Source organism: Streptomyces jeddahensis, from assembly GCF_001642995.1.
Lineage (GTDB): Bacteria > Actinomycetota > Actinomycetes > Streptomycetales > Streptomycetaceae > Streptomyces > Streptomyces jeddahensis.
In genome coordinates, this window is the sequence record NZ_LOHS01000043.1 from 41,415 (window position 1) to 67,735 (window position 26,321).

General features: G+C 70.1%; 26 protein-coding genes and 1 pseudogene. 24 read left to right on the forward strand and 3 right to left on the reverse strand.

Going from position 1 to position 26,321, the window contains the following annotated elements; genetic code table 11:
• Positions 1–25: 25 nt before the first annotated feature.
• From STSP_RS05880 to STSP_RS05920, 9 genes are all read left to right on the forward strand, one after another.
• On the forward strand, positions 26–883 hold the full coding sequence (locus tag STSP_RS05880) for a glycoside hydrolase family 16 protein (RefSeq protein WP_067272997.1): 858 nt from the start codon (positions 26–28) through the stop codon (positions 881–883).
• A 6-nt stretch (positions 884–889) separates the two neighbouring features.
• Positions 890–1,417 carry a hypothetical protein gene (locus STSP_RS05885; protein ID WP_067272998.1) on the forward strand — a complete coding sequence of 176 codons (528 nt, stop codon included), beginning with the start codon at positions 890–892 and terminating at the stop codon, positions 1,415–1,417.
• Between the two features lie 6 nt (positions 1,418–1,423).
• Positions 1,424–2,917, forward strand: coding sequence for a tetratricopeptide repeat protein (locus STSP_RS05890; protein ID WP_157902778.1), 1,494 nt, complete (start codon positions 1,424–1,426; stop codon positions 2,915–2,917).
• A gap of 300 nt (positions 2,918–3,217) precedes the next feature.
• Entirely contained in the window at positions 3,218–4,198 is a 981-nt protein-coding gene (locus STSP_RS05895) for a polysaccharide deacetylase family protein (protein WP_067273003.1), read from the forward strand.
• A gap of 204 nt (positions 4,199–4,402) precedes the next feature.
• Positions 4,403–4,969 (forward strand): tellurite resistance TerB family protein, encoded by a 567-nt coding sequence (locus STSP_RS05900; RefSeq protein ID WP_067273004.1) that lies wholly within the window; start codon positions 4,403–4,405, stop codon positions 4,967–4,969.
• 424 nt (positions 4,970–5,393) lie between these two features.
• Positions 5,394–5,597, forward strand: a complete 204-nt coding sequence (locus STSP_RS05905) for a cold-shock protein (RefSeq protein WP_037734387.1) — start codon at positions 5,394–5,396, stop codon at positions 5,595–5,597.
• Between the two features lie 258 nt (positions 5,598–5,855).
• A complete protein-coding gene (locus STSP_RS05910) occupies positions 5,856–7,376 on the forward strand; it encodes a DEAD/DEAH box helicase (RefSeq protein ID WP_067273007.1) in 1,521 nt (506 codons plus the stop codon).
• Positions 7,377–7,421: 45 nt separating this feature from the next.
• Positions 7,422–7,817: a CBS domain-containing protein gene (locus STSP_RS05915; RefSeq protein ID WP_408646233.1), complete on the forward strand. Its 396-nt coding sequence runs from the start codon at positions 7,422–7,424 to the stop codon at positions 7,815–7,817.
• Positions 7,818–7,864: 47 nt separating this feature from the next.
• A complete protein-coding gene (locus STSP_RS05920; protein ID WP_067273012.1) occupies positions 7,865–8,179 on the forward strand; it encodes an SCO5918 family protein in 315 nt (104 codons plus the stop codon).
• Positions 8,180–8,260: 81 nt separating this feature from the next.
• Here STSP_RS05920 and STSP_RS05925 read toward each other — a convergent pair whose 3' ends face one another.
• Positions 8,261–8,635 (reverse strand): hypothetical protein, encoded by a 375-nt coding sequence (locus STSP_RS05925; protein WP_067273015.1) that lies wholly within the window; start codon positions 8,633–8,635, stop codon positions 8,261–8,263.
• 528 nt (positions 8,636–9,163) lie between these two features.
• On the opposite strand from STSP_RS05925, the gene STSP_RS05930 reads away from it, so the two are divergent.
• Positions 9,164–9,514, forward strand: a complete 351-nt coding sequence (locus STSP_RS05930) for a MerR family transcriptional regulator (RefSeq protein WP_067273017.1) — start codon at positions 9,164–9,166, stop codon at positions 9,512–9,514.
• 211 nt (positions 9,515–9,725) lie between these two features.
• Here the strand turns inward: STSP_RS05930 and STSP_RS05935 are convergent, their stop codons facing one another.
• Entirely contained in the window at positions 9,726–11,414 is a 1,689-nt protein-coding gene (locus tag STSP_RS05935; protein ID WP_067273020.1) for a glycoside hydrolase family 13 protein, read from the reverse strand.
• A 310-nt stretch (positions 11,415–11,724) separates the two neighbouring features.
• Here STSP_RS05935 and STSP_RS05940 point away from each other — a divergent pair, with 310 nt between their 5' ends.
• From STSP_RS05940 to STSP_RS05950, 3 genes are all read left to right on the forward strand, one after another.
• Complete coding sequence (locus STSP_RS05940) at positions 11,725–12,240, forward strand: hypothetical protein (RefSeq protein WP_067273022.1); 516 nt, start codon at positions 11,725–11,727, stop codon at positions 12,238–12,240.
• A gap of 197 nt (positions 12,241–12,437) precedes the next feature.
• On the forward strand, positions 12,438–13,868 hold the full coding sequence (locus STSP_RS05945) for a flotillin family protein (RefSeq protein ID WP_067273023.1): 1,431 nt from the start codon (positions 12,438–12,440) through the stop codon (positions 13,866–13,868).
• 120 nt (positions 13,869–13,988) lie between these two features.
• Positions 13,989–15,110: a substrate-binding domain-containing protein gene (locus tag STSP_RS05950; RefSeq protein WP_067273057.1), complete on the forward strand. Its 1,122-nt coding sequence runs from the start codon at positions 13,989–13,991 to the stop codon at positions 15,108–15,110.
• Here STSP_RS05950 and STSP_RS05955 read toward each other — a convergent pair.
• Positions 15,067–15,543: a MarR family winged helix-turn-helix transcriptional regulator gene (locus STSP_RS05955; protein WP_067273025.1), complete on the reverse strand. Its 477-nt coding sequence runs from the start codon at positions 15,541–15,543 to the stop codon at positions 15,067–15,069. The genes STSP_RS05950 and STSP_RS05955 overlap by 44 nt on opposite strands.
• A gap of 414 nt (positions 15,544–15,957) precedes the next feature.
• Between STSP_RS05955 and urtA the strand changes: the two genes are divergently transcribed.
• From urtA to STSP_RS06010, 11 genes and pseudogenes are all read left to right on the forward strand, one after another.
• Positions 15,958–17,214: an urea ABC transporter substrate-binding protein gene (urtA, locus tag STSP_RS05960; protein WP_067273028.1), complete on the forward strand. Its 1,257-nt coding sequence runs from the start codon at positions 15,958–15,960 to the stop codon at positions 17,212–17,214.
• 96 nt (positions 17,215–17,310) lie between these two features.
• Positions 17,311–18,198: an urea ABC transporter permease subunit UrtB gene (gene urtB, locus STSP_RS05965; RefSeq protein ID WP_067273031.1), complete on the forward strand. Its 888-nt coding sequence runs from the start codon at positions 17,311–17,313 to the stop codon at positions 18,196–18,198.
• On the forward strand, positions 18,195–19,331 hold the full coding sequence (urtC, locus tag STSP_RS05970; protein WP_067273034.1) for an urea ABC transporter permease subunit UrtC: 1,137 nt from the start codon (positions 18,195–18,197) through the stop codon (positions 19,329–19,331). Before urtB ends, urtC begins: the two co-directional genes overlap by 4 nt.
• Positions 19,328–20,167 carry an urea ABC transporter ATP-binding protein UrtD gene (gene urtD / locus STSP_RS05975; RefSeq protein ID WP_067273037.1) on the forward strand — a complete coding sequence of 280 codons (840 nt, stop codon included), beginning with the start codon at positions 19,328–19,330 and terminating at the stop codon, positions 20,165–20,167. The genes urtC and urtD overlap by 4 nt, the downstream gene beginning before the upstream one ends.
• On the forward strand, positions 20,167–20,859 hold the full coding sequence (urtE, locus tag STSP_RS05980; RefSeq protein ID WP_067273039.1) for an urea ABC transporter ATP-binding subunit UrtE: 693 nt from the start codon (positions 20,167–20,169) through the stop codon (positions 20,857–20,859). The genes urtD and urtE overlap by 1 nt, the downstream gene beginning before the upstream one ends.
• A gap of 84 nt (positions 20,860–20,943) precedes the next feature.
• A pseudogene (locus STSP_RS05985) lies at positions 20,944–21,688 on the forward strand (SDR family NAD(P)-dependent oxidoreductase).
• 399 nt (positions 21,689–22,087) lie between these two features.
• The gene (locus STSP_RS05990) at positions 22,088–22,519 is read left to right on the forward strand and encodes an SRPBCC family protein (RefSeq protein ID WP_067273041.1); all 432 of its coding nucleotides are present in this window, start codon (positions 22,088–22,090) and stop codon (positions 22,517–22,519) included.
• A gap of 621 nt (positions 22,520–23,140) precedes the next feature.
• The gene (locus tag STSP_RS41130) at positions 23,141–23,482 is read left to right on the forward strand and encodes a chaplin (RefSeq protein WP_067273043.1); all 342 of its coding nucleotides are present in this window, start codon (positions 23,141–23,143) and stop codon (positions 23,480–23,482) included.
• A 10-nt stretch (positions 23,483–23,492) separates the two neighbouring features.
• Positions 23,493–24,095: a chaplin gene (locus STSP_RS36685; RefSeq protein WP_232789537.1), complete on the forward strand. Its 603-nt coding sequence runs from the start codon at positions 23,493–23,495 to the stop codon at positions 24,093–24,095.
• A gap of 356 nt (positions 24,096–24,451) precedes the next feature.
• Positions 24,452–24,691, forward strand: coding sequence for a chaplin (locus STSP_RS06005; protein ID WP_067273048.1), 240 nt, complete (start codon positions 24,452–24,454; stop codon positions 24,689–24,691).
• A gap of 265 nt (positions 24,692–24,956) precedes the next feature.
• Positions 24,957–26,012 carry an NAD-dependent epimerase/dehydratase family protein gene (locus STSP_RS06010; protein WP_067273050.1) on the forward strand — a complete coding sequence of 352 codons (1,056 nt, stop codon included), beginning with the start codon at positions 24,957–24,959 and terminating at the stop codon, positions 26,010–26,012.
• The last annotated feature ends 309 nt before the right edge of the window (positions 26,013–26,321 follow it).

Here is a 26,321-nt window from a genome sequence, read left to right on the forward strand (position 1 = left end):
ACGCACGACACGCTGAAGGGGAGTCATGCACGGACGACTTCGCGCCCGGCACCTCGCCGTGGGGTTCGGCGCGGGGGCACTCGCGGTGACGCTTACGGCGTCCACGGCGACCGCCGCCCCCGACCCTCCGACGACCGCCGCCGAACGGTACGGCTGGGGCGACCCGCTGCCCGAGTGGTCGGACGAGTTCGACTACGGCTCCGAGGCCGACCCCGCCCTACCGGACCGCGACAAGTGGCGCCTGGCGGGCGGCGGCCCCGGCAAGTGCTGGCCCGGCCACAGCGGCAACGGCCGCCGCTGCGACGTCAACACCCGCGTCGTCGGCGGCGTACTGCGCATGACCGGCGAGGCGAACGGCGACACCGGGTGGCTCGCCTCGCCGTACGGCCAGCAGTACGGCCGGTGGGAGGCCCGCGTACGCTCCCGGGCCACCGCCCCCGACAACGGGCGGCCGTACCACCCGCTGCTGATCCTGTGGCCGGACTCGAACGAGCACCCTGAGGACGGCGAGTACGACTACCTGGAGAACGGCGCCCCGGGCGAGCAGTGCGCCGAGGCGTTCCTGCACTACCCGCACCCCGAAGGCGTGCCCGTGCAGCAGGAGTTCGCGCAGAAGTGCGGCGTGGACCTGTCGCAGTGGCACAACGTCGCCATCGAGTGGACCCCGGACCACGTGCGCGGATTCATCGACGGCGAGGAGTGGTTCCGCTTCTCCGGCGGCGCGACCGAGGACCGCGACTGCATCCAGTGCGCCCCGTCCATGCACCAGATCATCCAGCTCGACAACTTCCACGGGGACGACCTGCAGAGCGCCGTCTACGAAGTGGACTGGGCCCGGGTCTACGACCTGCCGGGCCTTCCGGACAACGAAAGCGAGAGGTGATCCGCGATGCAGAGCTCTCCGTATCAGCCCGGTCAGGCCGGTCAGCCCGGTCAGCCCGGCCAGGTCGATCTGCCCGGTCAGCCCGGCCAGCCCGAGAAGGTGCGCATGCCCGGGGCCCTCATCGCCGTTCTCGTGCTCGTCAGCGCGCACGCGCTGGGCGCGGTCTTCGGCGGCTGGGCGATCCTCGATGAGAACCAGAACAAACAGGACCACGGGCAGGACCTGCTTCTGCCGTGGAGCATGGCCTGGTTCGTGGCGCTGTTCTGCTGGGCGCTGGCGGCGCTCCAGGTCGTCTGCGTCGTACTGGCTCGCAGGCGCCGCACCTGGGTCCGTGTGGTGCTCATCGTCTGCCTGTCCTTCGTGGCGCTGTCGACGGTCTTCGCCTTCCTCGGCTCGCTGGCCTCCGGGGCACCCAGCCTCGCGGTGTTCGTGATCGCCGGCCTCGATGTGGCGGCCCTGTGGATGGTGAGCGGCGTGAGGGGCCGCCACTACTTCTCCGTACGCAGCCCGGCGCCCACGTCGCTTCAGGGGTGATCGCTCGTGGACTCCCCGACGTACGAACCCGACCCGTACCGGCCGCCTGCCGAGCCGCCGATGCCTGCCGAGCCGCCGGCGCCTGCCGCTCCGCCGACACCTCCCGAGCCACCCAGGCAGCCCCCGCCCCCGCGCGACCCGGTGGCGGTGGCACTCGGCAACGCCTCGCTGCTCGGCATCGGTTATCTGCTGCTGGGCCGCTGGCGGCTGGCCGCGCTCGCGGTGGTCGGCACGGGCTGGCTCCTCAACCTCACCGCATCGACCGCTGAGACCTGGTGCGAGATCCTGCTGCTCCTGTGGTGGGCGGCCGGCATCGCCCACGGCTGGTTCCTGGCACACCGGCGCCCGGAGCATGTCGCACGGCGCGGGCAGCGCATAAGCACGCTCGCCCTGGCGGTCGTGGTGCTGCTGACCGCCGTACTGCTGCGCGTCGACGCGTACGGCATCGAGAACCGCGTGACCGAGGCCCGCGAGGGCGGCGACTGCGAGACGGCCGTGGCCGCGCAGGGCGAGGTGTGGTCCGGCCACCGCCTGGCGGCCGCACCGGTGGTCGAACCCGGCGACGCGGTGGTGGATGCGTGCCGCCGGCTGGAGCGGGCCGCGTCCACGCTGGCGGACGCCGCACGGGACGGGAGCATCGAGGACCTGGAGCGGGGCTTCGGCATCCTCGCCGGCGTCCTGCGCAAACCCGGCAACGAGCAGACCGTCAAGACGGTCCTGGACACCTTCCTCGACGGCCTGCCGACCAAGGACTCCTGCGACACCGCCGACATCACCGGCTGGCTCCGCGACCGCGGGCCCACCCGGAACGTACTGGACCGGTCCGCCGACGCCGCGGCGCGCACGGAACCCGCCGCGCTGGTGGGCTGCGGCGACGATCTGATGGCCGAGGACGACTGGCAGCAGGCGCGGGCGCACTACCAGCAGCTTCTCGACCAGTACCCGGACGACGAGCGTTCGGACGAGGCACGCAGCGGTGTGAAGAAGGCCGGCCTCGCCATCGAACTGGACGAGGTACGCCGTCTGGTCCAGAACACGTCCGACGCGAAATCCGGCTACTGCGACGCGCCCGCCAAGTACAGCGGTGCCCCGGCGTACCGCAAGGGCTTCAACCGCGCGTTGTTCCTGGGCGACACCGAGTACACCGGCAAGCTCCCCGGCGGCTGGCGCACCAGCGACCCGGCCAAGGCCGCGCTCGTGGTCTGCGCGGGCACGGCGGAGCACGGATCCGCCGTCGAGACGTGCTACTACGAGAACGACGAGTCCGCGTACTTCCCTCACGAAGTGACCTTCTACAAGGTCAAGATCCCGCTGAAGGTCTACGAGCTGCGCACCGGAAAGCGCATCGACCCGCGCCAGGTGCAGATCAGCGGCGGAAGTTGTCCGAGGACCCTCTACTACGGGTACTACGGCACGTACGACTACGGGCCGGGCGACCAGTTCGTCTCCACCGCCAAGTCCGACGTACGGGAGGCCTTCTGGCCGGTCGTCAAACGATGACCACGCCGTGAGCCCTCGGCTCCGACCCTCGGCCGTGACGCCTGCGCGCCGTCACGGCCGAGGGTCGAGCTGTTCCCCGAAAATTTCGACGAGTTGATCTCTCCTCTCAGCCCCTTATTCGTGCAACTTTCGAACATCAACTTCTATTCGATTGCCAAGGCTGGCTGACGACCTGGGACGTCGACCCTCCGGAGGCATCTCCCAGCCCGAGCGAACGTTTCGAAACAAATACCGAAAGCATTGACAGTTGACGTGGCCAGGCCAACACTGTTCGCCACCCAGGCTGGAGGACCACGCCACATGAGAACCAGACCACGTCTCTCGATACGCTCCTTACTGACGGGATTGGCCGTCGTCGCGATGACCGCAGCAAGCACCCTCACCGTCAACGCCGCCCCGGCGCAGGCCGCCGCCTGCAACGGGTACGTCGGCCTCACCTTCGACGACGGCCCGTCCACCAACACACCGGCCCTGCTCAACGCGCTCAAGCAGAACGGGCTGCGGGCCACGATGTTCAACCAGGGCCAGAACGCCGCCGCCAACCCGTCCCAGGTCCGGGCCCAGGTCGACGCCGGCATGTGGGTGGCCAACCACAGCTACACCCACCCGCACCTCACCCAGCTCAGCCAGGCGCAGATCGACTCGGAGATCTCCCGGACCCAGCAGGCCATCGCCAACGCGGGCGGCGGCACTCCGAAGCTGTTCCGCCCGCCGTACGGCGAGACCAACTCGACGGTGAAGTCGGTCGCGGCCAAGTACGGCCTGACCGAGATCATCTGGGACGTCGACTCGCAGGACTGGAACGGCGCCAGTACCGACGCGATCGTGCAGGCCGCCGCCCGGCTGACCGACGGCCAGATCATGCTCATGCACGACTGGTCCGCCAACGCGCTCGCTGCGATTCCGCGCATCGCGCAGGGGTTGGCCAGTCGCGGCCTGTGCGCCGGGATGATCTCGCCGGGGACCGGCCGCGCCGTGGCCCCCGACGGCGGCGGCACCGGCGGTGGCGGCACCGGCAGTTGCACGGCGACCCTGTCCGCGGGCCAGCAGTGGAGTGACCGGTACAACCTCAACGTCTCGGTCTCCGGCTCCAGCAACTGGACCGTGACCATGAACGTCCCCTCCCCGGCGAAGATTCTCTCCACCTGGAACATCAGCGCCAGCTATCCCAGCGCCCAAGTGCTGACGGCCAAGCCCAACGGCAGCGGCAACAACTGGGGCGTCACCATCCAGCACAACGGCAACCGTGCCTGGCCGACGGTCTCCTGCACCGCGACCTGACCGCCCAGCACTCCCGAGACACCGCACCTCGCACCTGTGGCGCGGCGGCCCCTGGCTGCCGCGCCACACTGCTTGACCGGTCACCGGAGCTGCTGACGGCAGGCCGGTCATGGAACTTCGGAGCGCTGGGAGGAGTTGGCAGGAGGACACGCGGTACACACGCGGACGACCGGAACGACATGGGCTGAAGCCGAGGAGGCACGGATGGCGATGTGGGATCGGATCAAGGACCAGGCCAAGGGTCTGCAGCAGCAGGCGCAGGGGGCGAGGGGCGCCGGCGGACACGGGCGGCCCGGCGCAGGGTCCGCAGGGGGATCGCGGGCGCAGGGATCGCGGGCGCAGCTGGTGAACACGCTCAAGTCCCAGCTCACTTCCCTCAAGACGGAGCTGAAAAGCGGTGCCTACCGGGACGCCAGCATGGCCATGTGCGCCCTGGTCGCCGCCGCCGACGGGCATGTCGACCCGGCCGAGCGGCAGCATGTGGAGTCGCTGATCCTGCACAACGACGTCCTGCAGAACTTCCCGCCAGAGCAGTTGCGGCAGCGCTTCAACAAGCACGTCGACCAGCTGGCGCTCAACTTCCAGCAGGGCAAGGCCGAGGCCCTGCAGGAGATCGCCAAGGCTGCGAAGAAGCCGACGGAGGCCAGGGCGGTCGTGCAGACCGGCTTCGTCGTCGCGGGTGCGGACGGATACGTGGCGCCGGCCGAGGAGCAGATCCTGCGCGAGGCGTGCTCGGTACTCGGCGTGTCGACCCAGGAGTTCGGCCTCTGAGGACACGCACCGCCGTAGGTGACCGGACCTCGGCGGACGCGAGCGCACGGCTGCTGCCCCGCTCAGAACTCCCGCTTTCGTGCGCGGAGCCGAGTGCCGACCGGTCACGTGGCGTTCTTGAAACGCTGCGGTCCGGGCGGGCCAATATCTATGGCCATGAAATGAGAAATCGACGCGACGCGCGATGAGGATTTCTCGGGCCACGGGCGGAGCGGAATTATCGACCGTGCACGACCGATCGCGCCGTGCTACTGTCGATCTCAGTTGCAGTTGTGGTTACCAAAAGCTTTAGGCGTCCGCACCGGTTTATGCACCGGTGGAGCATTTTCGTGTGCCCGGTTATTTTCCCGGCGGGGTGATCATCACGGCGACGCGGAGTCCGCACAGGGCGAGCTCCGAAGCACCGCCCCGAAGGAGATTCACCATGGCTTCTGGCACCGTGAAGTGGTTCAACGCGGAAAAGGGATTCGGCTTCATCGAGCAGGACGGCGGCGGCGCCGACGTCTTCGCCCACTACTCGAACATCGCCACCCAGGGCTTCCGCGAGCTGTCGGAGGGCCAGAAGGTGACGTTCGACATCGCGCAGGGCCAGAAGGGCCCGACGGCCGAGAACATCGTTCCCGCCTGACGCGACGCTTACTTCGCAGCTGGGGCCCGCACCTTGGGGTGCGGGCCCCAGCTCGCTGCATTTCAGGGCGCCTTACGGCAATGCTCGACCCTGCACTCAGCGCTCTCGGCGTGAATTCACCTGGGTATGGATTCACCAGAGCCGGCCGGGCGGAATATCCGATCCGGCCCCCATCGTCTTTGGCTCGTTCTTGCGATTTCTGGGCTGCTCATCTGCTGCGGGAATTCCTTGATACGTGCCACATCAAGGAGGTTCCGCTTGAACCGCGCACGTACGAACGATCGCCTCTCCCGCACTCGCACGGGGAATTCGGGCTCCGGAAGGAGCGGCAACCGCACAGGAGCCGCTGCCGCCAACCGCTCCGGTGCGCAGCGCCGCCCCAAGGGCTACGGAAACCGACAGGCCGCAGCACCAGGCGAGTTCGCGCTGCCGGCGACGATCACGCCCGCCCTGTCCGCCGTCGAGTCGTTCGCCGATCTCGCCATGCCGGCTCGGTTGCTGGCAGCGCTTGGCCACGAAGGCGTGACCGTACCGTTCCCGATCCAGGCGGCGACCCTGCCGAACTCCTTGGCCGGTCGTGACGTACTCGGCCGTGGCCGCACCGGTTCGGGCAAGACTCTCGCCTTCGGCCTCGCGCTGCTGGCCCGTACAGAGGGCCGGCGCGCCGAGCCACGGCAGCCGCTGGCCCTCGTCCTCGTACCCACCCGCGAGCTCGCCCAGCAGGTCACCGACGCCCTCACTCCGTACGCCCGCTCTGTGGGGCTGCGGCTGGCCACCGTGGTCGGCGGGATGTCGATCGGCAGACAGGCCGGTGCGCTGCGTGCCGGGGTGGAGGTCGTCGTCGCGACGCCGGGGCGGCTCAAGGACCTCATCGACCGTGGCGCCTGCCGACTGGACGACGTCGGCATCACCGTCCTCGACGAGGCCGACCAGATGACCGACATGGGCTTCATGCCCCACGTCACAGCCCTGCTCGACCAAGTGCGTCCCGAGGGGCAGCGGCTGCTCTTCTCGGCCACCCTGGACCGCAACGTCGACCTGCTGGTCCGCCGCTATCTGACCGACCCGGTGGTCCACTCCGTCGACCCGTCGGCGGGTGCGGTCACCACGATGGAGCACCACGTCCTCCACGTGCACGACGCGGACAAGCATCGGACGACCACCGAGATCGCGGCCCGGGACAGCCGGGTGATCATGTTCCTGGACACGAAGCACGCGGTGGACCGGCTGACCGAGCACCTGCTGAACAGCGGCGTCCGGGCCGCGGCCCTGCACGGTGGCAAGTCCCAGCCGCAGCGCACGAGGACCCTCACCCAGTTCAAGAGCGGGCATGTGACGGTACTCGTGGCGACCAATGTCGCGGCGCGCGGCATCCACGTCGACAACCTCGACCTGGTCGTCAACGTGGATCCGCCCAGCGACCCCAAGGACTACCTGCACCGCGGCGGCCGGACGGCCCGCGCCGGCGAGTCCGGCAGCGTCGTCACCCTGGTGACCCCCGACCAGCGCCGCGGCATGAGCCGGCTGATGGCTTCGGCCGGCATCACCCCGCAGATCACCCGAGTACGTTCCGGTGAGGCGGAGCTGAGCCGCATCACAGGGGCCCAGGCCCCTTCCGGTGTCCCGGTCGTCATCACCGCGCCGGCCGTGGAACGTCCCCGCCGTGCCGCGTCTTCTTCGTCCCGGGGAGGCCGTAGCCGCACCGGCCAGGCCCGGCCCACCGGTGAAGCGGCGCGCCGTAGGGCGCAGCGGCAGTCCGCCTTCGACCCGGCGGCCTAGAACCATCGTGATCAGAAATCTCGCCCATCCCCGCAGGAGGCACCTTTGACAACGGCTCAGATGCAGCGCCACCAGGCAGATCCCGCCCCCGCGACCGTCGTCGACGACATGGACGCCTCCGGACCGCGGGTCTCTGACGACATGACCGTCGAGGTGGCCCTGGCTGTCATGGCCAGTGCCCGTGTCGAGTATCTGCTCCTCTGTGACGGGGATGACCAGTGCACGGGCTCGATCACCCGGGCCGAGCTCGCCGTTCTCCGCGACAGCTCGACGTACACGGACCGGATCCGTCTCCGGGACGTCCTCGGCGGACCGTTCACCTCAGCTGTGGCCGCGATGGCCGGAGCCGGACACCCCGTACGGCACCGGCAGCCCGGCGCTCGACCCGCCGGCGTCGGGGAGCACGGCCGGGCCCTGGGCGTTCGCACCCTCTCCCGCTGATCCCCCTCGCTCCAGCCGGCCCTTTCTCCTTCTGTCTGTGAGGCACCATGCGCTGTGTCATCGCCCGGTACCCGTTCGACCTCTCCAAGAGCGGAGTGCTCGCCTCGATGAAGGGCGTCAAGCCCGAGCTCATCACGGGCGAGTCCGTGACCATCGGCCGCCGCCGCTACCCCGTCAAGCAAGTAGGCGAAGTCATCACCCGACAGGACCGCCGCGACTTCACCAGCGGCGAGGTCACCCGGGCCATGGCCCGCCTCGGCTTCGCCTGCCACGACCACCCCGAGGCCGCGCCGGTGCATGTCCTCACCCCGCTCCAGACCGCGTCGGCACTGCTCGGCAGCCCCGTCCCCCTGGACGTGTGAGGACGGGCGGAGTCCGCCATCCGTCAGCGGTGAGGGCCCTGTCGACACCTGTCGACAGGGCCCTCACCGCGTCTCGTCGTCCTACTGGTCGGAGTAGCTGAAATCGCCCACGGTCCAGGCGCTGACGTCCTTGATCGCGACACGGTACATCCCGCCCGTCTCGGGGATACCGAGGCTCCCCTGCAGGATCCGGGCGAGATGGAAGTGCAGATGCGTGGGCGGCTCGCCGCGGTCGGGCCGCCCCTCTCGCCGGTCGAAGGTGAAGACGTCGGCGAACGGGCCGAGACGGTCGGAGTCCCTCAGGACCTCCGAGACACGCTCCCTCCACACGGCTTCGGGAGCCAGTCGGCCGGTGATGACGGCGCCGCCGACGACCACGGTCAGCGACATCTGATTGCTCTGCTCGGACTCCACCATGGCGCAGATGGCGACCAGCAGCTCGTCAGGGTTCTGCATGAGCGCTGATTCTATTCAGCGGCCTGTTCAGGCGGACCCCTGGGCGTGAGGCGGCTGCGTGGGCGTCGGGAGACAGGTGCCATACCTATGGCCCACGAGAACTGAAATCTACTTTTGCCGGAGTAGACATTGGCCCTTGGACTGGTTAAGGTTTCTCTCGTAGATACGGTCAGAAGAGACGAAGAGACCCGGCAGACACGAACTGCCGGGTCGCAGTACCGCAGTACCAGTTCTGCAAGCAGTACCAGTTCGGCAAGTGGTTGGTTCAGAGGAAGGACGGAGGAGCAGACGCCATCAGGATCGCCCGGCCCGAGAAGCATTCGGTCCGGGTACCGCAAGACCCCGGAATGGAAGGTGGTCCCCGGTCACGCAGCCGCGATCCCCGCACCCCCGCCCGTCTGCCGGGCCCGGGTAGCGGAAGCAGAAGGTCGGCACAGCAGTAGGGCCGACAGATGGTGTTGAATTTCCTTCGGGGCCCTGGTGCCGTACGGCATCAGGGCCCCTCGACGCGTTGCACTACGAGGTGACATGACAGCAGATACTCCGCTCAGCGGTCGTCTGGACGACGACGACTACCCCGCGTACACGATGGGCCGAGCCGCGGAGATGCTCGGCACCACCCCGGGCTTCCTCCGAGCCATCGGTGAGGCCCGGCTGATCACTCCCCTCCGCTCGGAGGGCGGGCACCGCCGGTACTCCCGCTACCAGCTGCGGATTGCCGCTCGCGCTCGCGAGCTCGTCGACAAGGGCACCCCCATCGAGGCTGCTTGCCGCATCATCATCCTTGAGGACCAGCTCGAGGAAGCTCAGCGCATCAACGCCGAGTACCGCCGTGCCGCGAACGCAGCGGCCGACGGTTCGCGTCCCGGTGCCAGCTGATCAAGCGGGCACCGGGCCGGTCGGCTCGAACAGCGTCCCGCGAGAGGCCGGCGGCACCTGTGCCGTCCACGCGAACACCGTGCGCCGCGCCCCCAGGGCTGCCACCGCCCTTGCCGACACGCGCTGAGCCCATGGCCCGGCGACGAGTCCCCACGGTCCGCCACCGCCCGGGAAGCCGCTTCGCGGCGCTGCTCGGAAGGGCGCTGAACCGTCAGGTGCCCGGTCGCTGTGACGTCGTGCCGAGCCAGGCCGTTGTGTCCGGGCCGAGGTGGCCGTTCTCGAGTGGAGTGCTGGTCAGGAGGAGTTCGCCTGGGGGCAGGGGGACCGGTTCGGCGGACAGGTTCGTGACGCAGCTCCAGCCGCCGGGGCGGACGAAATGCAGTACTCCGGGGGCGCTCTCCGCCCAGGTCAGCGACTCTTCACCGAGCACGAGCAGTTTGCGGCGCAGGCGCAGCGCGGCGCGGTAGAACTCCAGCGTGGAGCCCGCTGCCTCGTCCTGGGCCTCGACGGAGTGCGCGGAGAAATTCTCCGGCTGCGGCAGCCAGGCGGGGCCCGGGCCGAAGCCGTACGACGGGCCGGTGCGGGTCCACGGGAGCGGGACGCGGCAGCCGTCGCGGCCCTTGCGGACGTGGCCGGTCTGCTCCCAGATGGGGTCCTGGAGGACCTCGTCGGGCAGGTCAGCGACCTCCGGCAGGCCCAGTTCCTCGCCCTGATAGACGTACGACGAGCCGGGAAGCGCCAGCATGAGCAGGGTCGCCGCACGGGCCCGGCGCAGTCCGCGGGCCTCGTCGACGGCGGGAGCGCGGCCGCCGGACAGCAGCCAGGCGTCCGGATCGGTGCCCTCGGGGAGCATGAGCCGCGAGGCGTGGCGTACGACGTCGTGGTTGGACAGCACCCAGGTGGCGGAGGCGCCTGTGGCGCGGGCGGTGTCCAGCGAGACCGTGATGACCTCGCGCAGGTCGCGGGCCGACCAGCCGGTCTTCAGGTACTCGAAATTGAACGCCTGCCCGAGTTCGTCCGGGCGGGCGTACAGCACCCGCCGGTGGTGGGGCACCCAGGCCTCGGCCACCGCCATCCGCGGCGGCGTGTACGCGTCGAGGACCTTGCGCCAGTCGCGGTAGATCTCGTGGACCTCGTCCCGGTCGTAGAACGGATGGGTGCCGTCCGCCATGGTGACCAGGGCGTCCTCGCCCTGCAGATGCTCGCCGAGGTCCCGTAGCGGCTCGGTGAGGTCCTTCGCCAGGCCATGCGCGACGTCGATACGGAAGCCGTCGACGCCCCGGTCCGACCAGAAGCGGAGGGTAGTGCGGAAGTCGGCGCGCACCTCCTCGTTGTCCCAGTCGAGGTCGGGCTGCTCGGGGGCGAACAGGTGCAGGTACCACTGCCCGTCCGGCACCCGCCGCCACGCGCTGCCGCCGAAGACGGACTGCCAGTCGGAGGGCGGGAGTTCGCCGTGCGCGCCGCGACCGTCGCGGAAGACGTACCGGTCGCGGGCGGCCGAACCCGGCCCGGAGCGCAGTGCCTCCTGGAACCAGACGTGCTGGTCGGAGGTGTGGTTCGGGACGATGTCGACCAGCACCTTCAGGCCCAGGCGGTGGGCCTCGGCGACCATCGCGTCGAAGTCGTCGAGCGTGCCGAGGCGCGGGTCGACATCGCGGTGGTCGGCGACGTCGTAGCCGCCGTCGGCCAGTTCGGAGGGGTAGAAGGGGCTGAGCCACAGGGCGTCGACGCCCAGGGTGCTCAGGTGTGTCAGGTGCTGGGTGATGCCACGGATGTCGCCCAGGCCGTCGCCGTCGGCGTCGGCGAAGCTGCGCGGATAGATCTGGTAAATGACGGCCTGCCGCCACCAGTTGGGGTCCTTGGGCGACAGGTCGGGTGCGGAGGGGGTGCGTTCGGTCACACGGTCTCCTTGAGTGTGAGGGCGGTTGCACCTGAGGGCGGTTGCATGCGCCCAGGGACGGTTGCAGAGGGCCGGTGTGCGGAGCAGTGGGGACCCTTTGGACCTTTGCCCACGTCTGGTCGAGCGCATCCGCAGGACTCGGCCGCGAGAGCTATGGACTCGGCCGCGAGAGCTATGGCGGCGCGCCTGCGGCCGGGCGGCATCAAAAATGCATAAAGACTGCCGGAACCAGGCAGTGTGATGAGCGGCACTCTCGTGCGATCATGCGGTCCGGTGGGGGATGAAGGCAGGGAGCGTTGGGGGGGCTCACATGGCTTGGTTTCTTGGTCTCGGCATTGCGGGGATCGCGGTGCTCGTCCTGTCGCTCGTCTTCGACGGTGTTCTGGACGGGCTCTTCGGCGGAGCGGTGGACGGTCTCCTCGACGGGCTGCTGTCGCTCCCGGTCATCGCCGGATTCGTGTCGATGTTCGGCTTCGCCGGTGCGATCACCCTGGGCACCACGGGTCTCGGCGCCGCCGGCGCGACCGCGGTCGGCGTACCGGCCGGGTTGGGTGCGGGCTGGCTTGCGTACCGCTTCAGCCGTGCCCTCATGCAGGACCGCGACGCCGTCGCACCTCGCGGGGACGACCTCGTCGGCACGGCCGGCACCGTGGTCACCGCGATTCCGGCCGAGGGCTTCGGCGAAGTGCTGCTCCGGCTCGCCGGTCAGCCGGTGAAGTTCGCCGCGCGCAGTGCGAGCGCGGTGCCCGTGGCGCAGGGAGCCGAGGTGTGGGTCGAGGCGGCACTGTCGCCGACGTCGGTCGCGGTACGGCACGTCGAGCGCTGAGTTCCGCCGCCGGGTTCCAAACGCCTACCGGCCGTCAAGCGCTGTTTCCTGCGTCTTCGTCGGCTGCCGTCCCTGCCGTCCACCGCAACCGCCTGCCGTGTCCGCCGTCCGCATCTTTCTTCGCACCTCCCGTCTTTCTTCGCTCGTCCGTCGTTCGTCGCTCGTCCGTCTTTCTTCCTACGTCTCTTGGGGGCCTCATGAGTCCAGTCGTCATCGCCGTCGTCGGAGCCGTCGTGCTCCTCGTCCTGCTGGGCCTCGTCGTGATCACGCGCTACAAGGTGGCGGGGCCGAGCGAGGCGTTCATCGTCACCGGGCGGCGCGGCAAGAAGTCCACCGACCCGGAGACCGGCCGGGTGTTCACCGACAACAGCGGTCAGAAGGTCGTGGTCGGCGGCGGTGTCTTCGTCGTGCCGTTCGTCCAGCAGAAGTTCACCCTCGACCTGTCGTCGCGGCACATCCCCGTCGCCGTACGGGGCGCGGTCACACTGCGCGGCGTCAAGGCCAACCTGGAGGGCGTGGCGATCGTCAAGGTCGGCGGCACCGAGGACTCGATCCGCGCCGCAGCCCAGCGGTTCCTGATGCAGCAGGACGGCATCGTCGGCTTCACTCAGGAGGTGCTCTCGGGCGCGCTGCGCTCCATCGTCGGGCGGATGTCGGTCGAGGACATCATCCGGGACCGCGCCGCGTTCGCCGGGCAGGTGGCGGAGGAGGCCGAGGCGAGCCTCTCGGGCCAGGGCCTGGTCCTCGACGCGTTCCAGATCCAGGACATCACCACCGAGGGCTCGTACCTGGAGGACCTCGGCCGGCCCGAGGCGGCCCGCGCCAAGCAGGAGGCCGACATCGCCGAGGCCGTCGCGCGCCGCGCCTCGGAGCAGGCCCGGCTCAAGGCCGAGGAGGAGATCGCGATCGCCCAGCGGACGTTCGCGCTCAAGCAGGCGGAGATCAAGGCCGAGACGGACGAGGCCGCGGCACGGGCCGCCGCCGCGGGCCCGCTCGCCGAGGCAGCCCGTCAGCAGGAGGTGCTGGCCGAGCAGGAGAAGGTCGCCGCGCGACAGGCCGCGCTGACCGACCGCGAGCTCGACACCAAGGTCCGCAAGCCCGCCGACGCCGCCCGCTACCAGGCCGAGCAGGAGGCCGAAGCCCGGCGTATCGCGCTGGTCAAGGAGGCCGAGGCCGACGCGCAGCGGGCCCGGCTGACCGGTGAGGGCGAGAAGGCGCACCGCGCCGCGCTCGCCGACGCCGTACGCATCGAGGGCGAGGCCGATGCCGCCGCGACCGCCGCGAAGGGCGCCGCCGAGGCCGAGGCGATGCAGAAGAAGGCGGACGCGTTCGCGCGGTACGGCGACGCGGCCGTGCTGCAGATGCTGGTCGAGGTGCTTCCGCAGGTCGTGGCGAAGGCGTCCGAGCCGCTGAGCGCGGTCGACAAGCTGACGGTGATCTCCACGGACGGCGCGGGGCAGCTTCCGCGCACGGTCGCCGACAACGTGGCGCAGGGCCTGGAACTCCTCAACTCCACCACGGGTGTCGATCTCGCGCAGTTGCTGCAGGGCATCACCCAGCGCACCGCCGGCACGGGAGCGCCCAAGGCCGCCGTCGAAGCCAACGGAAAGATCGAGATCACGGACTGACCCGGCACAGGGCGCCCCGCGAAAGGGGCACCCGGCGGGAGACCTCCACAGCGCCCTACGAACAGGTCTCGATCCGGGAGGTCTCTTGGACGGCGGCGGCGGCGCGGCAATCATGTGGCCATGCACCGGCCGCCGTCCCGCCTCGAGACCCCCGCGTGGTTCACGGGCGACGACTCGACCCTGAATGTCGCACTCGTGTACCCGATGCAGGGGCCTGCGGGGATCTTCGGCCCCGCCTGTGTCTCGTGCGCGCGGCTCGCCGCGGAGGAGGTCAACAAGGCGGGCGGGGTCCTCGGCAGGGAGCTGCGGCTGCTCGAAGTGGACGGCGGCGCGGAGCCGCGGCGGGTCGCACGGGACGTGGAGGCCCTGGTGGCGGCCGGCGCGGTGCAGGGCGTCACCGGCTGGCACATCTCCTCGGTCCGGCAGGCGGTGGCGCCGCGGGTCGCGCACCGGGTGCCGTACGTCTACACGGCCCTGTACGAGGGCGGCGAGCGCACCGAGGGCGTCTTCATGACCAGTGAGACGCCCGCGTGGCAGCTGCTGCCCGCCATGCGGCTGATCGCGGAAGCCCGCGGCGTCCGGCGCTGGTTCATAGTCGGCAATAACTATGTGTGGCCGCGGCACACGGCCCGGGCCGCACGGCGCTATGCGCGCCACAGCCATGGTGGGGCGGTCTGCGGTGAGGCGTATCTCCCGCTGGGCACCGACGACTTCGGCGGCGTGCTGCGGCGGATCGAACAGGCGGACGCCGACGCCGTGCTGATGCTGCTGGTCGGCAGCGACGCGGTCCGCTTCAACCGGGCCTTCGCCGCCTCCGGGCTCGACCAGCGGTGTCTGCGGCTGAGCACGCTGATGGACGAGAACATGCTGATGGCGAGCGGGGCCGAGGCCACCGCCGATCTGTTCAGCACGGCGGGCTTCTTCGCCTCACTGGCGAACCAGGACACTCTGGACTTCCACGGCCAGTACGCCGGCCGCTTCGGCATCGAGGCCCCGGCCCCGGGCAGCCTCGGCGAATCCTGCTACGAGGGCGTCCTGCTGCTGGCGGCGCTGGTCGAGCGCGCGCGGACCCTGGACGTCACCGCGATCGGGGCGGCCGCGGACACGGTCTCGTACGAGGGCCCGCGCGGCTTGCTGCGTCTGCGCGAGCGGCATGTTCGCCAGCGCATCTACCTGGCGGAGGCGGATGGCCTGGACTTCAACGTGCTCGCCCAGCTGTCCGCTCCGTACGACCTGTCGTGACGGCGGTGTCCGTGCCGTCGAGCGCGTCCGCGAGCCGCGCCAGGAGGGTGCGGAGCTCGTCCTCGCCGTCTTCTCCGAGCAGCTCCATGTTCCCTAGCTCGGCCCGTATCTGACGGGCCATCTGCTGTCTCCGCTCCAGCCCGCGCGGGGTCAGCTGCGCGAGGACGCGGCGACGGTCGGCGGGGTCGATCCGGCGGTAGACCAGGTTCTGGTCGACGAGTTGGTCGATGAGCTTGGTGAGGCTGGACATCGGCAGGAAGACGCCGTCGGCGATGGCCGACATGTGGTGGCCCTGCCCGTCGGAGAGCAGGTCCAGCACCCGCCATGCCTCGATGGAGCAGTCGAACTCGTCCAGCACGGACTGCACTCGGCGCATCGAGAGGCGTTCGGCCCGGGTCAGCAGTCGGAGCAGTTCGTGGGGCCGGCCGGCCATGGCACTCCTCAACTCGGTTCCTCGGCCCGCCAGTCCGCGGGAACGCAGCTCAGCCTACCGCCGACGCCCGCACTCTTGACAGCCTTCAACCGAAACCCAATACTTCCCACAGGAAGCATTAATTGCCGTTACTCACGCCGTTACCGAGATGCCGAACCACCGTGCATCTCCGGTGCGGCTTTTTCTTTTTTCCAGCACGGTTCTCCGGCCGATGTGAAACCTTTCCTTAAGTGCGCCGCAACACTGTGGAAACAGCATCCCCCCAGGCTGTGGACCGCACTTCAGTGGATCCAGCCCGGACACCACCACCGGACGGCTGGGAATTCGCGCGCCAACGCCGCCGCTTCTGAAGCGCCTTGTCGCTGTGCTTTCTTTCGCTTTCCCCACCGCCCTTCTTGGGCAAGGAGGTATTCCATGTCCGGGCTCAGCTTCAGCAGACGCGGTCTTCTCGCTGCCGCTTCGGCCGTCGGCGCGTCCGCCGCCCTCAGCGCCTGCGGCGCGAAGACCGGCAGCGGCACGTCGTCCGACGCGGCCGGGGCCACGGCGGACACCTCCGGCAGCACGGTGAAGATCGGCCTGCTGAACTCGCTGTCGGGCACCATGGCCATCAGCGAGGTGACGGTGCACAACGCGCTGCTGCTGGCCGTCAAGGAGATCAACGCGGCCGGTGGCGTGCTCGGCAAGAAGCTCAAGGCCGTCAGCCAGGACGGCGCATCGGACTGGCCGACCTTCGCGGAGAAGGCCGAGAGCCTGATCAAGGAGGACAAGGTAGCGGCCACCTTCGGCTGCTGGACCTCGGCCAGCCGCAAGGCCGTCAAGCCGGTCTTCGAGAAGTACAAGTCGCTGCTCTTCTACCCCGTGCAATACGAAGGCCTGGAGCAGTCGCCGTACATCTTCTACATCGGCGCCACGACCAACCAGCAGATCGTCCCGGCCCTCGACTACCTCAAGAAGCAGGGCCTGACGCGGCTCTACCTGGTCGGCAGCGACTACGTCTTCCCGCGCACCGCCAACAAGATCATCAAGGCGTACGCGAAGGCCAACGGCATGACGGTGGTCGGCGAGGACTACGCGCCCCTGGGCTCCACGGAGTTCAGCACGATCGTCAATGAGGTCAAGGGCTCCGGCGCGGACGCGGTGTTCAACACCCTCAACGGCGACAGCAACGTGGCCTTCTTCAAGGAGTACAAGTCCGCGGGGCTCACCGCGAAGAGCATGCCGGTGCTGTCCGTCTCCATCGCGGAGGAGGAGGTCAAGAGCATCGGCACCCAGTACCTGGAAGGCCAGTTGACCGCCTGGAACTACTACGAGACCACTCCCGGCGCGGCGAACGAGAAGTTCGTGAAGGCGTACCAGGCCGAGTACGGGGCAACGAAGCCGACCAGCGACCCCATGGAGGCCGCGTACATCTCGGTCTACCTGTGGAAGGCGATGGTCGAGAAGGCGGGCTCGTTCGACGTCGCCAAGGTGAAGGCAGCGGCCGACGGGATCACCTTCGACGCGCCGGAGGGCAAGGTCACGGTCGACGGCGCCACGCAGCACGTCTACAAGACGGCCCGCATCGGCAAGATCGGCTCCGACGGGCTGATCACCGAGGTGTGGAACTCGGGCAAGCCGATCAAGCCGGACCCGTATCTGAAGGGCTACGACTGGGCCTCCGGCCTCTCCTGAGCTGCCCAGCCTCAGTCGCTGTCATGCGGACCCGGCCTTCATGCAAGGCCGGGTCCCGTCCCGCGCCCGCACCCCGTCCCGACCCGGAGCCGCTCCATGACGGTCATCCTCAACCAGTCCTTCACCGGCATCAGCATCGGTGCCGTCCTGCTGCTCATCGCGCTCGGTCTGACCCTCACGTTCGGGCAGATGGGCGTGATCAACATGGCGCACGGCGAGTTCATCATGGCCGGCGCCTACACCACGTACGTCCTGCAGGAGTCCATCAGCAGCGCCGGCGTCTCGCTGCTCGTCGCACTGCCCGTGGCGTTCCTCGTGGCCGGTGCCATGGGCGCGCTGCTCGAGTGGCTGCTCATCCGGCGGCTCTACACGCGCCCGCTGGATACCCTGCTGGTCACGTGGGGCGTCTCACTGATGCTCCAGCAGCTCGCCCGCGACATCTTCGGCGCCCCCAACGTGCAGACCCGCGCCCCCGACATCCTCACCGGCAACATCGCGGTCGCGGACGGCATCTCCCTCGCCAACAGCCGCCTGTTCATCCTCGGGCTGGCGCTGCTGTCCGTGCTCGCGCTGACGCTCGTCCTGCGGTTCACCCCGCTCGGGCGGCGCATCAGGGCCGTCGTGCAGAACCGCGACCTCGCCGAGGTGTCCGGCATCGCCACCGGCACGGTCGACCGGATGACGTTCTTCATCGGCTCAGGACTGGCGGGCGTGGCCGGTGTCGCGATCACTCTGGTCGGCCCGATCGGGCCGACGACCGGGACCAACTACATCGTCGACGCGTTCCTCGTGGTGGTCGTCGGCGGCATCGGCCAGCTGAAGGGCAGCGTTATCACGGCCTTCGTCCTCGGCGTCCTGCAGTCCGTACTGGAGTACTCGACGACCGTCAGCGTCGCCAAGGTGATCGTGCTGGTGGCGATCGTCGCGTTCCTCCAGTGGCGTCCCCAGGGCCTGTACACACTGCGCACCCGGAGCCTGGCATGACGACGACATCCGCACCCACGACGACACCGGCGCCCGAGACGGCCTCGGAACGCGCGTTCGACCGGTTCCGCGTGCCGGGCGGTTTCGCGCTCGGCGCGGTCCTGCTCCTCGCCGTCGCGCCCCTCGCGCTTTCCGACTTCCGGCTCGCGCTGCTCGCCAAGTACCTGTGCTGGGCGATGGTGGCCGTCGGCGTCAGCCTGGCCTGGGGCCGGGGCGGGCTGCTGGTCCTCGGCCAGGGCGTCTTCTTCGGCCTCGGCGGCTACGCCATGGCCATGCACCTCAAGCTCGCCGACGCCGCCGACACCGGCGTGCCGGGAGCGCTGCCCGACTTCATGCAGCTGTACGGCACCGGAGAGGCGCTGCCCTGGTGGTGGGCGCCGTTCGCGAACCCTGTGTTCGCGCTGGCCGCGACCGTGCTGCTGCCGATGGCCGTCGCCGCGCTGCTCGGCTTCTTCGTCTTCCGCCGCCGGGTGCGCAGCGCGTACTTCGCGATCCTCAGCCAGGCGCTCGCCGCGGCCCTCGCGATCTGGCTGGTCGGCCAGCAGGCCACCACCGGCGGCACGAACGGGCTCACCGACTTCCAGGGCTTCTTCGGCTACGACCTCGACGACCCCGCCAACCAGCGGACGGTCTACTTCATCATCGCCGTGAGCCTGCTCCTCCTCATGGCGGCCGCCCGGCAGCTGTTCGTCAGCCGCTACGGCGAACTCCTCGTGGCCGTAAGGAACTCCGAGGAGAGAGTCCGGTTCCTCGGCTACAACCCGGCCAACGTCAAGCTCGTGGCGTACGTCGTCGCGGCGGGCATGGCAGGGCTGGCCGGGGCGCTGTTCGTACCGGCGGTCGGGATCATCTCGCCCGCGCTGATCGGCGTCGTACCGTCCATCGGATTCGTCATCGGCGCGGCGGTCGGCGGACGGGGGTCCCTGGTGGGCGCGGTGCTCGGCGCGATCGCGGTGGCCTGGGCGCAGAGCACGCTCTCGGACGCCTTCCCCGCCGCGTGGACGTATCTGCAGGGACTGCTGTTCGTGCTGGCGGTCGGCTTCCTGCCCGGCGGGCTGGCCTCGCTGGGGGCGGTCGTCCGGCGCAACCGTTCCCGTACTCGTACCGGTACTCGTTCAGGAGAGGCAGCATGATCGGCGAGGGGCTGACCATCCGCGGCCTGCGGGTGTCGTTCGACGGCTACACAGCGGTCGACGGCGTCGATCTCGACGTACACCCTGGTGACCTGCGGTTCCTCATCGGCCCGAACGGGGCGGGGAAGACCACGCTGGTCGACGCGGTCACCGGGCTGGTAAAGGCCACCGGATCGGTGCGCTTCGGCACGGACGAGGGCGACGGGACGGAGCTCATCGGCAAGCCCGTGCACAAGATCGCACGTCTTGGCATCGGCCGCACGTTCCAGACGGCCACGGTGTTCGAGGAACTGACCGTGCTGCAGAACCTCGACATCGCCGCCGGGGCCGGACGCGGACCGCTGACGATGCTCCGCCGCCGCAAGGGCGTACCGGACGCGGTGGCGAAGGCGCTGGAGACGACCGGCCTGACCGAGCTGCGCGACCGGCCCGCGGGTGTGCTGGCGCACGGCCAGAAACAGTGGCTGGAGATTGGCATGCTGCTGGTTCAGGACGTACGGCTGCTGCTGCTCGACGAGCCGGTCGCCGGGATGAGCCACGAGGAGCGTGAGGCGACGGGTGAGCTGCTGCAGCGGGTGAGCGAGGACAGTAGGCGTACGGTCGTCGTCATCGAGCACGACATGGACTTCATGCGCGCCTTCGCCCGCAGCGTCACGGTGCTGCACGCGGGCAAGGTGCTCAGCGAGGGCACGGTGGCCGAGGTCCAGGCGGATCCGAAGGTGCAGGAGGTGTACCTCGGGCGCGCCCGGGACGAGGAGTCCACGGCCCCGGCAGCGGCCGGCCCGCCGGGCGAGAAGCCCACCCCCACCCCGACGGCCTCGGCCCAGGAGGCGTGATGCTCGAGATCGACGACATCCGGGTCGGCTACGACCGCAGCCCGGTCCTGCACGGCGTCACCGTCGCCGTCCCGAAGGACGGCGTGGCCGCGGTGCTCGGCCACAACGGCGCGGGGAAGAGCACCCTGCTGCGCGCCGCCATGGGACTCCTCAAGACCGCGAAGGGCACGGTCCGCCTGGACGGCGAGGACATCACCCGCCTCGCCCCGCACCAGCGGGTGGCCCGCGGCATGGCGTACGTACCGCAGGGCCAGCAGGCGTTCCCCCACCTGACCACCGCCGAGAACCTCCAACTCGTCGCCGACGGACGGGCCGACGGCAAGGAGGCGATCGCCGAGGCCCTCGACCTGTTCCCCGCCCTCCGGGACCTCTCAGGCCGCCGCGCCGGACTGCTCTCCGGCGGTCAGCGCCAGCAGCTGGCCATCGCCCGCGCCCTGATCACCCGCCCGAGGCTGCTCCTGCTCGACGAGCCGACCGAGGGCATCCAGCCCTCCGTGGTCGCCGAGATCGAGGAGACCATCCTCGGCCTGACCCGGCGCGGCGGCCTCTCCGTGCTCCTCGTCGAACAGCACGTCGGCTTCGCCATGCGCGCCGCCCAGCGGTACTACGTACTGGAGGCGGGTCGCGTGACCTCATCGGGCGAGGGCGGGGCGGAGGCCGAGCAGACGGTACGGGCGGCGCTCAGCGTGTGAGACGCGGCCGCACCACCGCGCCCCCGACGGCAGGATGGGACCGAGCAGTTCGTTGCTCGCACCACCAGCCGCGGGAGGCAGCGCGTGTCAGGTCGTCCGGTCACCATCGTCACGGGAGGCAGCAGGGGCATCGGGGCGGCAACCTGCGTCCGGCTGGCTGACGACGGGCACGACCTCGTACTCGGATACGTCACGAACGAGGCGGCGGCCGAGAAGACCGCGGCCGCCGTCCGGGCAGCCGGTACGCGCTGCCTCGTCGTACGCGTCGACACCTCCGACGAGGCAGACGTGGAGCGGCTGTTCGACACGGCCGCCGATGAACTCGGCCCGGTGACCGGGCTGGTGAACAACGCCGGGGTGACCGGGCCGCTCGGCAGGCTCGCCGATGCGAGCACGGACGTGTTGCGGCAGGTGCTGGAGGTCAACCTCCTCGGAACTCTCCTCTGTTGCCGCAGAGCCGCACGCGACATGACGGCGTCCGGCTCCGGCTCGATCGTCAACGTCTCGTCGGGGGCGGCCACGCTCGGCAGCCCCGGCGAGTTCGTCCACTACGCGGCGACCAAAGGCGGCCGTCGACACGCTGACCATCGGCCTCGCCAAGGAGCTCGGCCCGGACGGGATCCGGGTCAACGCGGTCGCGCCCGGCGCCGTCACCACGGAGATGCACGCCGTCATGGGCGACCCCGGCCGCGCGGCCAGGATCGGCGCCGAAACCCCGCTGCGGCGGGCCGGCGAGCCCGAGGAGATCGCGGCCGCCATCGCCTGGCTCCTCTCACCGGACGCCTCCTACACCACCGGCACGGTACTGCGGGTCGCCGGCGGCCGCTGACAGGGCCCGCGACCCGCTCAGGATGCGCCCCGGACGGCCGCTACCGGGCGGGCTCCGGGACAGTGACGCTCGCCCGCGGGTCCGCGGCCGGGGCGCGCGAGGCCGCGCTGCCGGTGCTGCGGCGCGCCGCCGACGAGATCGCGGGGCTCGCCCCGGCCGGCGCCGTCTGAGGGCGCCGGCCCTCCCACCAGGTACGGGTACTACGCGACGCACCGCACGTCGTGGGTTGTGCCCACCCTCCCCCAGCTACCGCTGGGAGGTGCCCCAGCCCTGCGGAACGATTGCCCACAACGGGTAGCGGCGCGCCCGCCCGTCCCGGCGCAGGGGCGCTCGGCTCCGCGGAGAGCCACACTGGAGACATGACCCCGTAAAAACCGCAAGCCGACCTGGGGTGATCCGATGAGCACTCTCGAAGAACATGTCGACATCGGTGTTCCGGCCGATGTGGCCTGGGACTCTCTCCACCGCGTGGAGACCTATCCGCAGTTCCTCCGGGGAGTGCGCGAAGCGCGTACGGAGGGCGCGAACAGAGCCCACCTCGACGTGGAAGCCGGCGGCCGGGCTCAGGAGTTCGACACCCAGATAACCGACCGCGCCGACCAGCGCACGATGGAGTGGAAGACCACCAGCGGCCCCGACCTGTCCGGATCCTTCTCGCTGCTGCCCATCGACCAGCAGCACACCCGGGTCCAGGCCCGGGTCGAGTACGACCCGGGCGCGGTCAGGGAGGCGTTCGGCGGACCCAAGGGATTCGCCCAGGCGACCGCGATCGAGCGGCTCGTACGGAGCGACCTCGAGCAGTTCAAGGGTCTGGTCGAACAGGGGCGCTGAGACGCGCGGTGACGGTGGGGGTACCGGTTACCTCCCAGGCCCTCAAGCCACTGGGGGGCCTTCCGAGGGGCGGCCATGCGGCCGCCCCTCGGGATCTGCACGGATGAACCCCGCATATGAACCGCACGGATGAACCGCGGTAGGCCGGTTGCCGGGTCGCGACGAGGGGGGCGAGGCCGCGATCCGAGGGACCCCGCCCCACGGGGGCCGAGGCCCGCCACGAGGCGCTGAACTGCCCTGATCCCCCACGCCCCGCCATGAATTCCGGCTTCCCGGGCAAGGCAAAAGCCGAGGGAGCAGTTGCGGGCATTTCTCTTTTGTGTGAACCCCGAAGCGGACGTCCGCGCGTCGGGTTAACGCCATGCGACGCCATGCCAGTCTGACGTACGCAATTTCTGTTCGCAGAAATGCGCAGAAACGACCGTTCATGCCAGTGCGGCAAACGGGTGAATCCGGCTTCGAATTGACTAGGCGAAACGTTTCCTCACCCTGCATCACATCGTTCATGGGTTGCAGGTCATGGTGCGAGTCGAGTCGTTCAAGGTCCGGCTCGCTCGTTGATCCGTCACATTGGCATGACCGCAGAAACTCTCCGGCAACGTCGTCCAGGCGCCCATCCACGTGCCCGTCAACGTGTGCGGCAACAGCATCAACGTCGTGGGACTGTTCAACCCGGCGATCGGCAACGACTGCGTGAACGGGTCGTGGTCGGACGACAACGGCGGGCCGTCCTTCTTCGACAACGACAGGCCGCACCACTTCGCGGGATTCCAGAATGGCCGCGACCACCGCGACCACTACGGCCGCTACCCGCACGGCGGGGACTGCCAGAACCCGTGCAAGTGCGAGGACGAGTGCCCGCCGCAGCCCTGCCCGACCACTCCCTGCACCCCGTGCGAGGACGAGTGCCCGCAGCCCTGCCCGCCCACCCCCTGCGACCCCTGCGAGGACGATGACAACTGAGTTGCGTCAGGTGATCGGTAAGGGAATCCTCACGGCCGCGGCCGTGACGGCCTTCCTCTCCCTGCCTGGCACATACGCCCTGGCGGACGCGGACGCGTCCGGAGCGGCGTCGGATGCGCCCGGCGTGCTGTCGGGCAACGACATCCAGGCACCGGTCGACGTACCGGTCGACGTCTGCGGCAACGCCGTGGACGTGGTGGCCGCTGCCACCCCCACCGTCGGAAACGCCTGCGCCAGCGATGACGCTGACGCGAGCCGTTGTTGCAGAAACGATCCTGCTGCTGGGTCGGACCACTGCTGCGGCAACAGACCGGCCGGTTCGGGGCGCGGCGACGGATCACCAGCGGCTCCGCACACCCGAGCGGAGCCCGGCGCGGGCCAAGGTCCCCGTGCCGAACCGGCTGGCCCTCTCGAGGGACAGGGTCACGGAAGCGAGCTCGGCGCCTCCCCGCGGAGCGGCTCCCCGATCCCGGCCCAACGGGTGTACAGCCATGGCGAGCTGGCCACGACGGGGACACCCGGCGATGCGATCGGCCTTGCGGCTACCGGAGCGGGGCTGCTGACCGGTGGCGCGATGCTGTATCGGCGCGTCGGAGCCTCGGCTCGCCACTGACGGTCGCTGCAGGCGGTCCGCTGGCGTTCCGCCGCCGGCAGCACCGATAGCCGTTCCCGTTCCGGAGCCCAGATCCGGAACGGGAACGGCGCCTTTTTGTGAGCGAATGATTCGCCCAGCTCACCATAACAACGGAACATCCGCACAGAATTAGAAAGCGAAACCCAGGCCTCGGCGTGCGGCTTCCGGATAACGCCGCCGAGCCTTCCGAACCCGCCTTAACCCGCCTCATTGCGCCTTGCGGGGAAACCCACATCACCCATTCGGCGGCACAACCCGGGTGAAAGGGAACCGTTGTGCATAGGGTCGGGCACCCGTTCCGGCCATGCAACCGAATCACCAAGGAGCATTTCTCCATGTGGCGTACCGCGAAGGTTCTTGTTCTGTCCAGTGTTGCCGCCGCCGCCGTGGCAGGCACCGCGGGCGTTGCCGCCGCCGACGCTGAAGCGGTGGGCACCGCCACCGACTCCCCGGGTGTCCTCTCCGGCAACGTCATCCAGGTTCCCGTGCACGTCCCCGTGAACGTCTGCGGCAACACGGTCGACGTCATCGGCGTCCTGAACCCCGCAGCCGGCAACGCCTGCGTCAACGACTGAACAACCGGGTCGGCTCATCTCCACGGCCGGTCCCCTTCCGTGGCCGCTCTCCCATTGCAGGGGGGCGGCCACTTCCGTCACTACGGGCACTACGGGGCTTCCACACGGGCGCAGCGCCTGGGGCGAAGCAGCCGCTGCCGCCTCCACGTCGTGCCGGTCCTCCGGGGCCGGCACGACGCACGTCCGGGCGCGGCAAGTCTTACGGGCCGGTGACGTGACGCCTGCGGACCTCCCGCGACAGGCCCGCGCGCCTAGCGTGGACGGCATGCGGGTACTGGTCACCGGCGGCGCCGGGTTCATCGGATCGCAGGTCGTCGAGGCGCTCGTGGCGCGCGGGCACGAGGCCGTCGTCTACGACGCGCTGCTGCCGTCCGCGCACACCGCGCCGGCACCGGCCGCGCCTGACGGAGCCCGGCTGATCGTCGCCGACGTCCGCGACCGGGACGCCCTGGCCGCCGCCCTCGACGGCGTGGACGCCGTCAGCCACCAGGCGGCGATGGTCGGCCTGGGCCAGGACTTCACGGACGCGCCGGACTACGTCGCCTGCAACGACCTGGGCACCTCGGTGCTGCTCGCCGCGATGGCGTCCGCCGGGGTGCGCAGGCTCGTACTCGCCGGGTCGATGGTGGTGTACGGAGAGGGCCGGTACGAGTGCCCGCGCCACGGGGTCGTACGGCCGGGCCCGCGCAGCGTCACCGACCTGGACGCCGGACGTTTCGAGCCCGTGTGCCCCTCCTGCGGCGCCGAATTGCACCCCGGGCTGGTGGGCGAGGACGCACCGACGGACCCGCGGAACGTCTACGCCGCGACGAAACTCGCCCAGGAGCATCTGTCCGCCGCGTGGGCGCGGGACACCGGCGGCGCGGCCGTGTCGCTGCGCTACCACAACGTGTACGGGCCCGGTATGCCGCGTGACACGCCTTACGCGGGCGTCGCGTCCTTCTTCCGCTCCGCCCTCGCACGGGGCGAGGCCCCGCAGGTCTTCGAGGACGGGCGGCAGCGGCGGGACTTCGTGCACGTACGGGATGTGGCCGCCGCCAATGTGCTGGCTCTGGAGGCGCTGGACGACCGGGCCCAGGGCACGTTCGCCGCGTACAACGCGGGCAGTGGTGAGCCGCGGACGGTCGGGGAGATGGCGGCGGTGCTGGCCGCGGCGTGTGGGGGGCCGGTGCCGGTCATCACCGGGGCGTACCGGCTCGGTGACGTGCGGCACATCACCGCGGACTCCTCGCGGCTGCGGGGGGAATTGGGGTGGAAACCGGGGGTCCGCTTCGCGGACGGGATGCGGGAGTTCGCGGCGGCGGGGCAACGCGGGGCGTAGCTCCGCCGGGGGTTGGCCCGGCTCTCTGAGCCTTTGCTGAGGCCGTAGTCGAGGCACCCGCCGTCGTGGGGTTGTGCCCACCCGTTCCGCCCTGCGGAACGATTGCCCACAACGGTAGCGGCGCAGCCGCCCACCTCGACGCCCCCGAGCGCCGTAAGGCGGTAGCGGCCACCGGCCGGCAGGCGCCGTGCGGCCGAAGGGGACGTGGCGGGATGTGCGCCCGCAGCGGCTGGCGCTACGTCTGGGCTCGCCCGACGACGTACGGCCTGGCGCCAGACCGAGGACGTACATCCCGGCGCGGCCCCGACC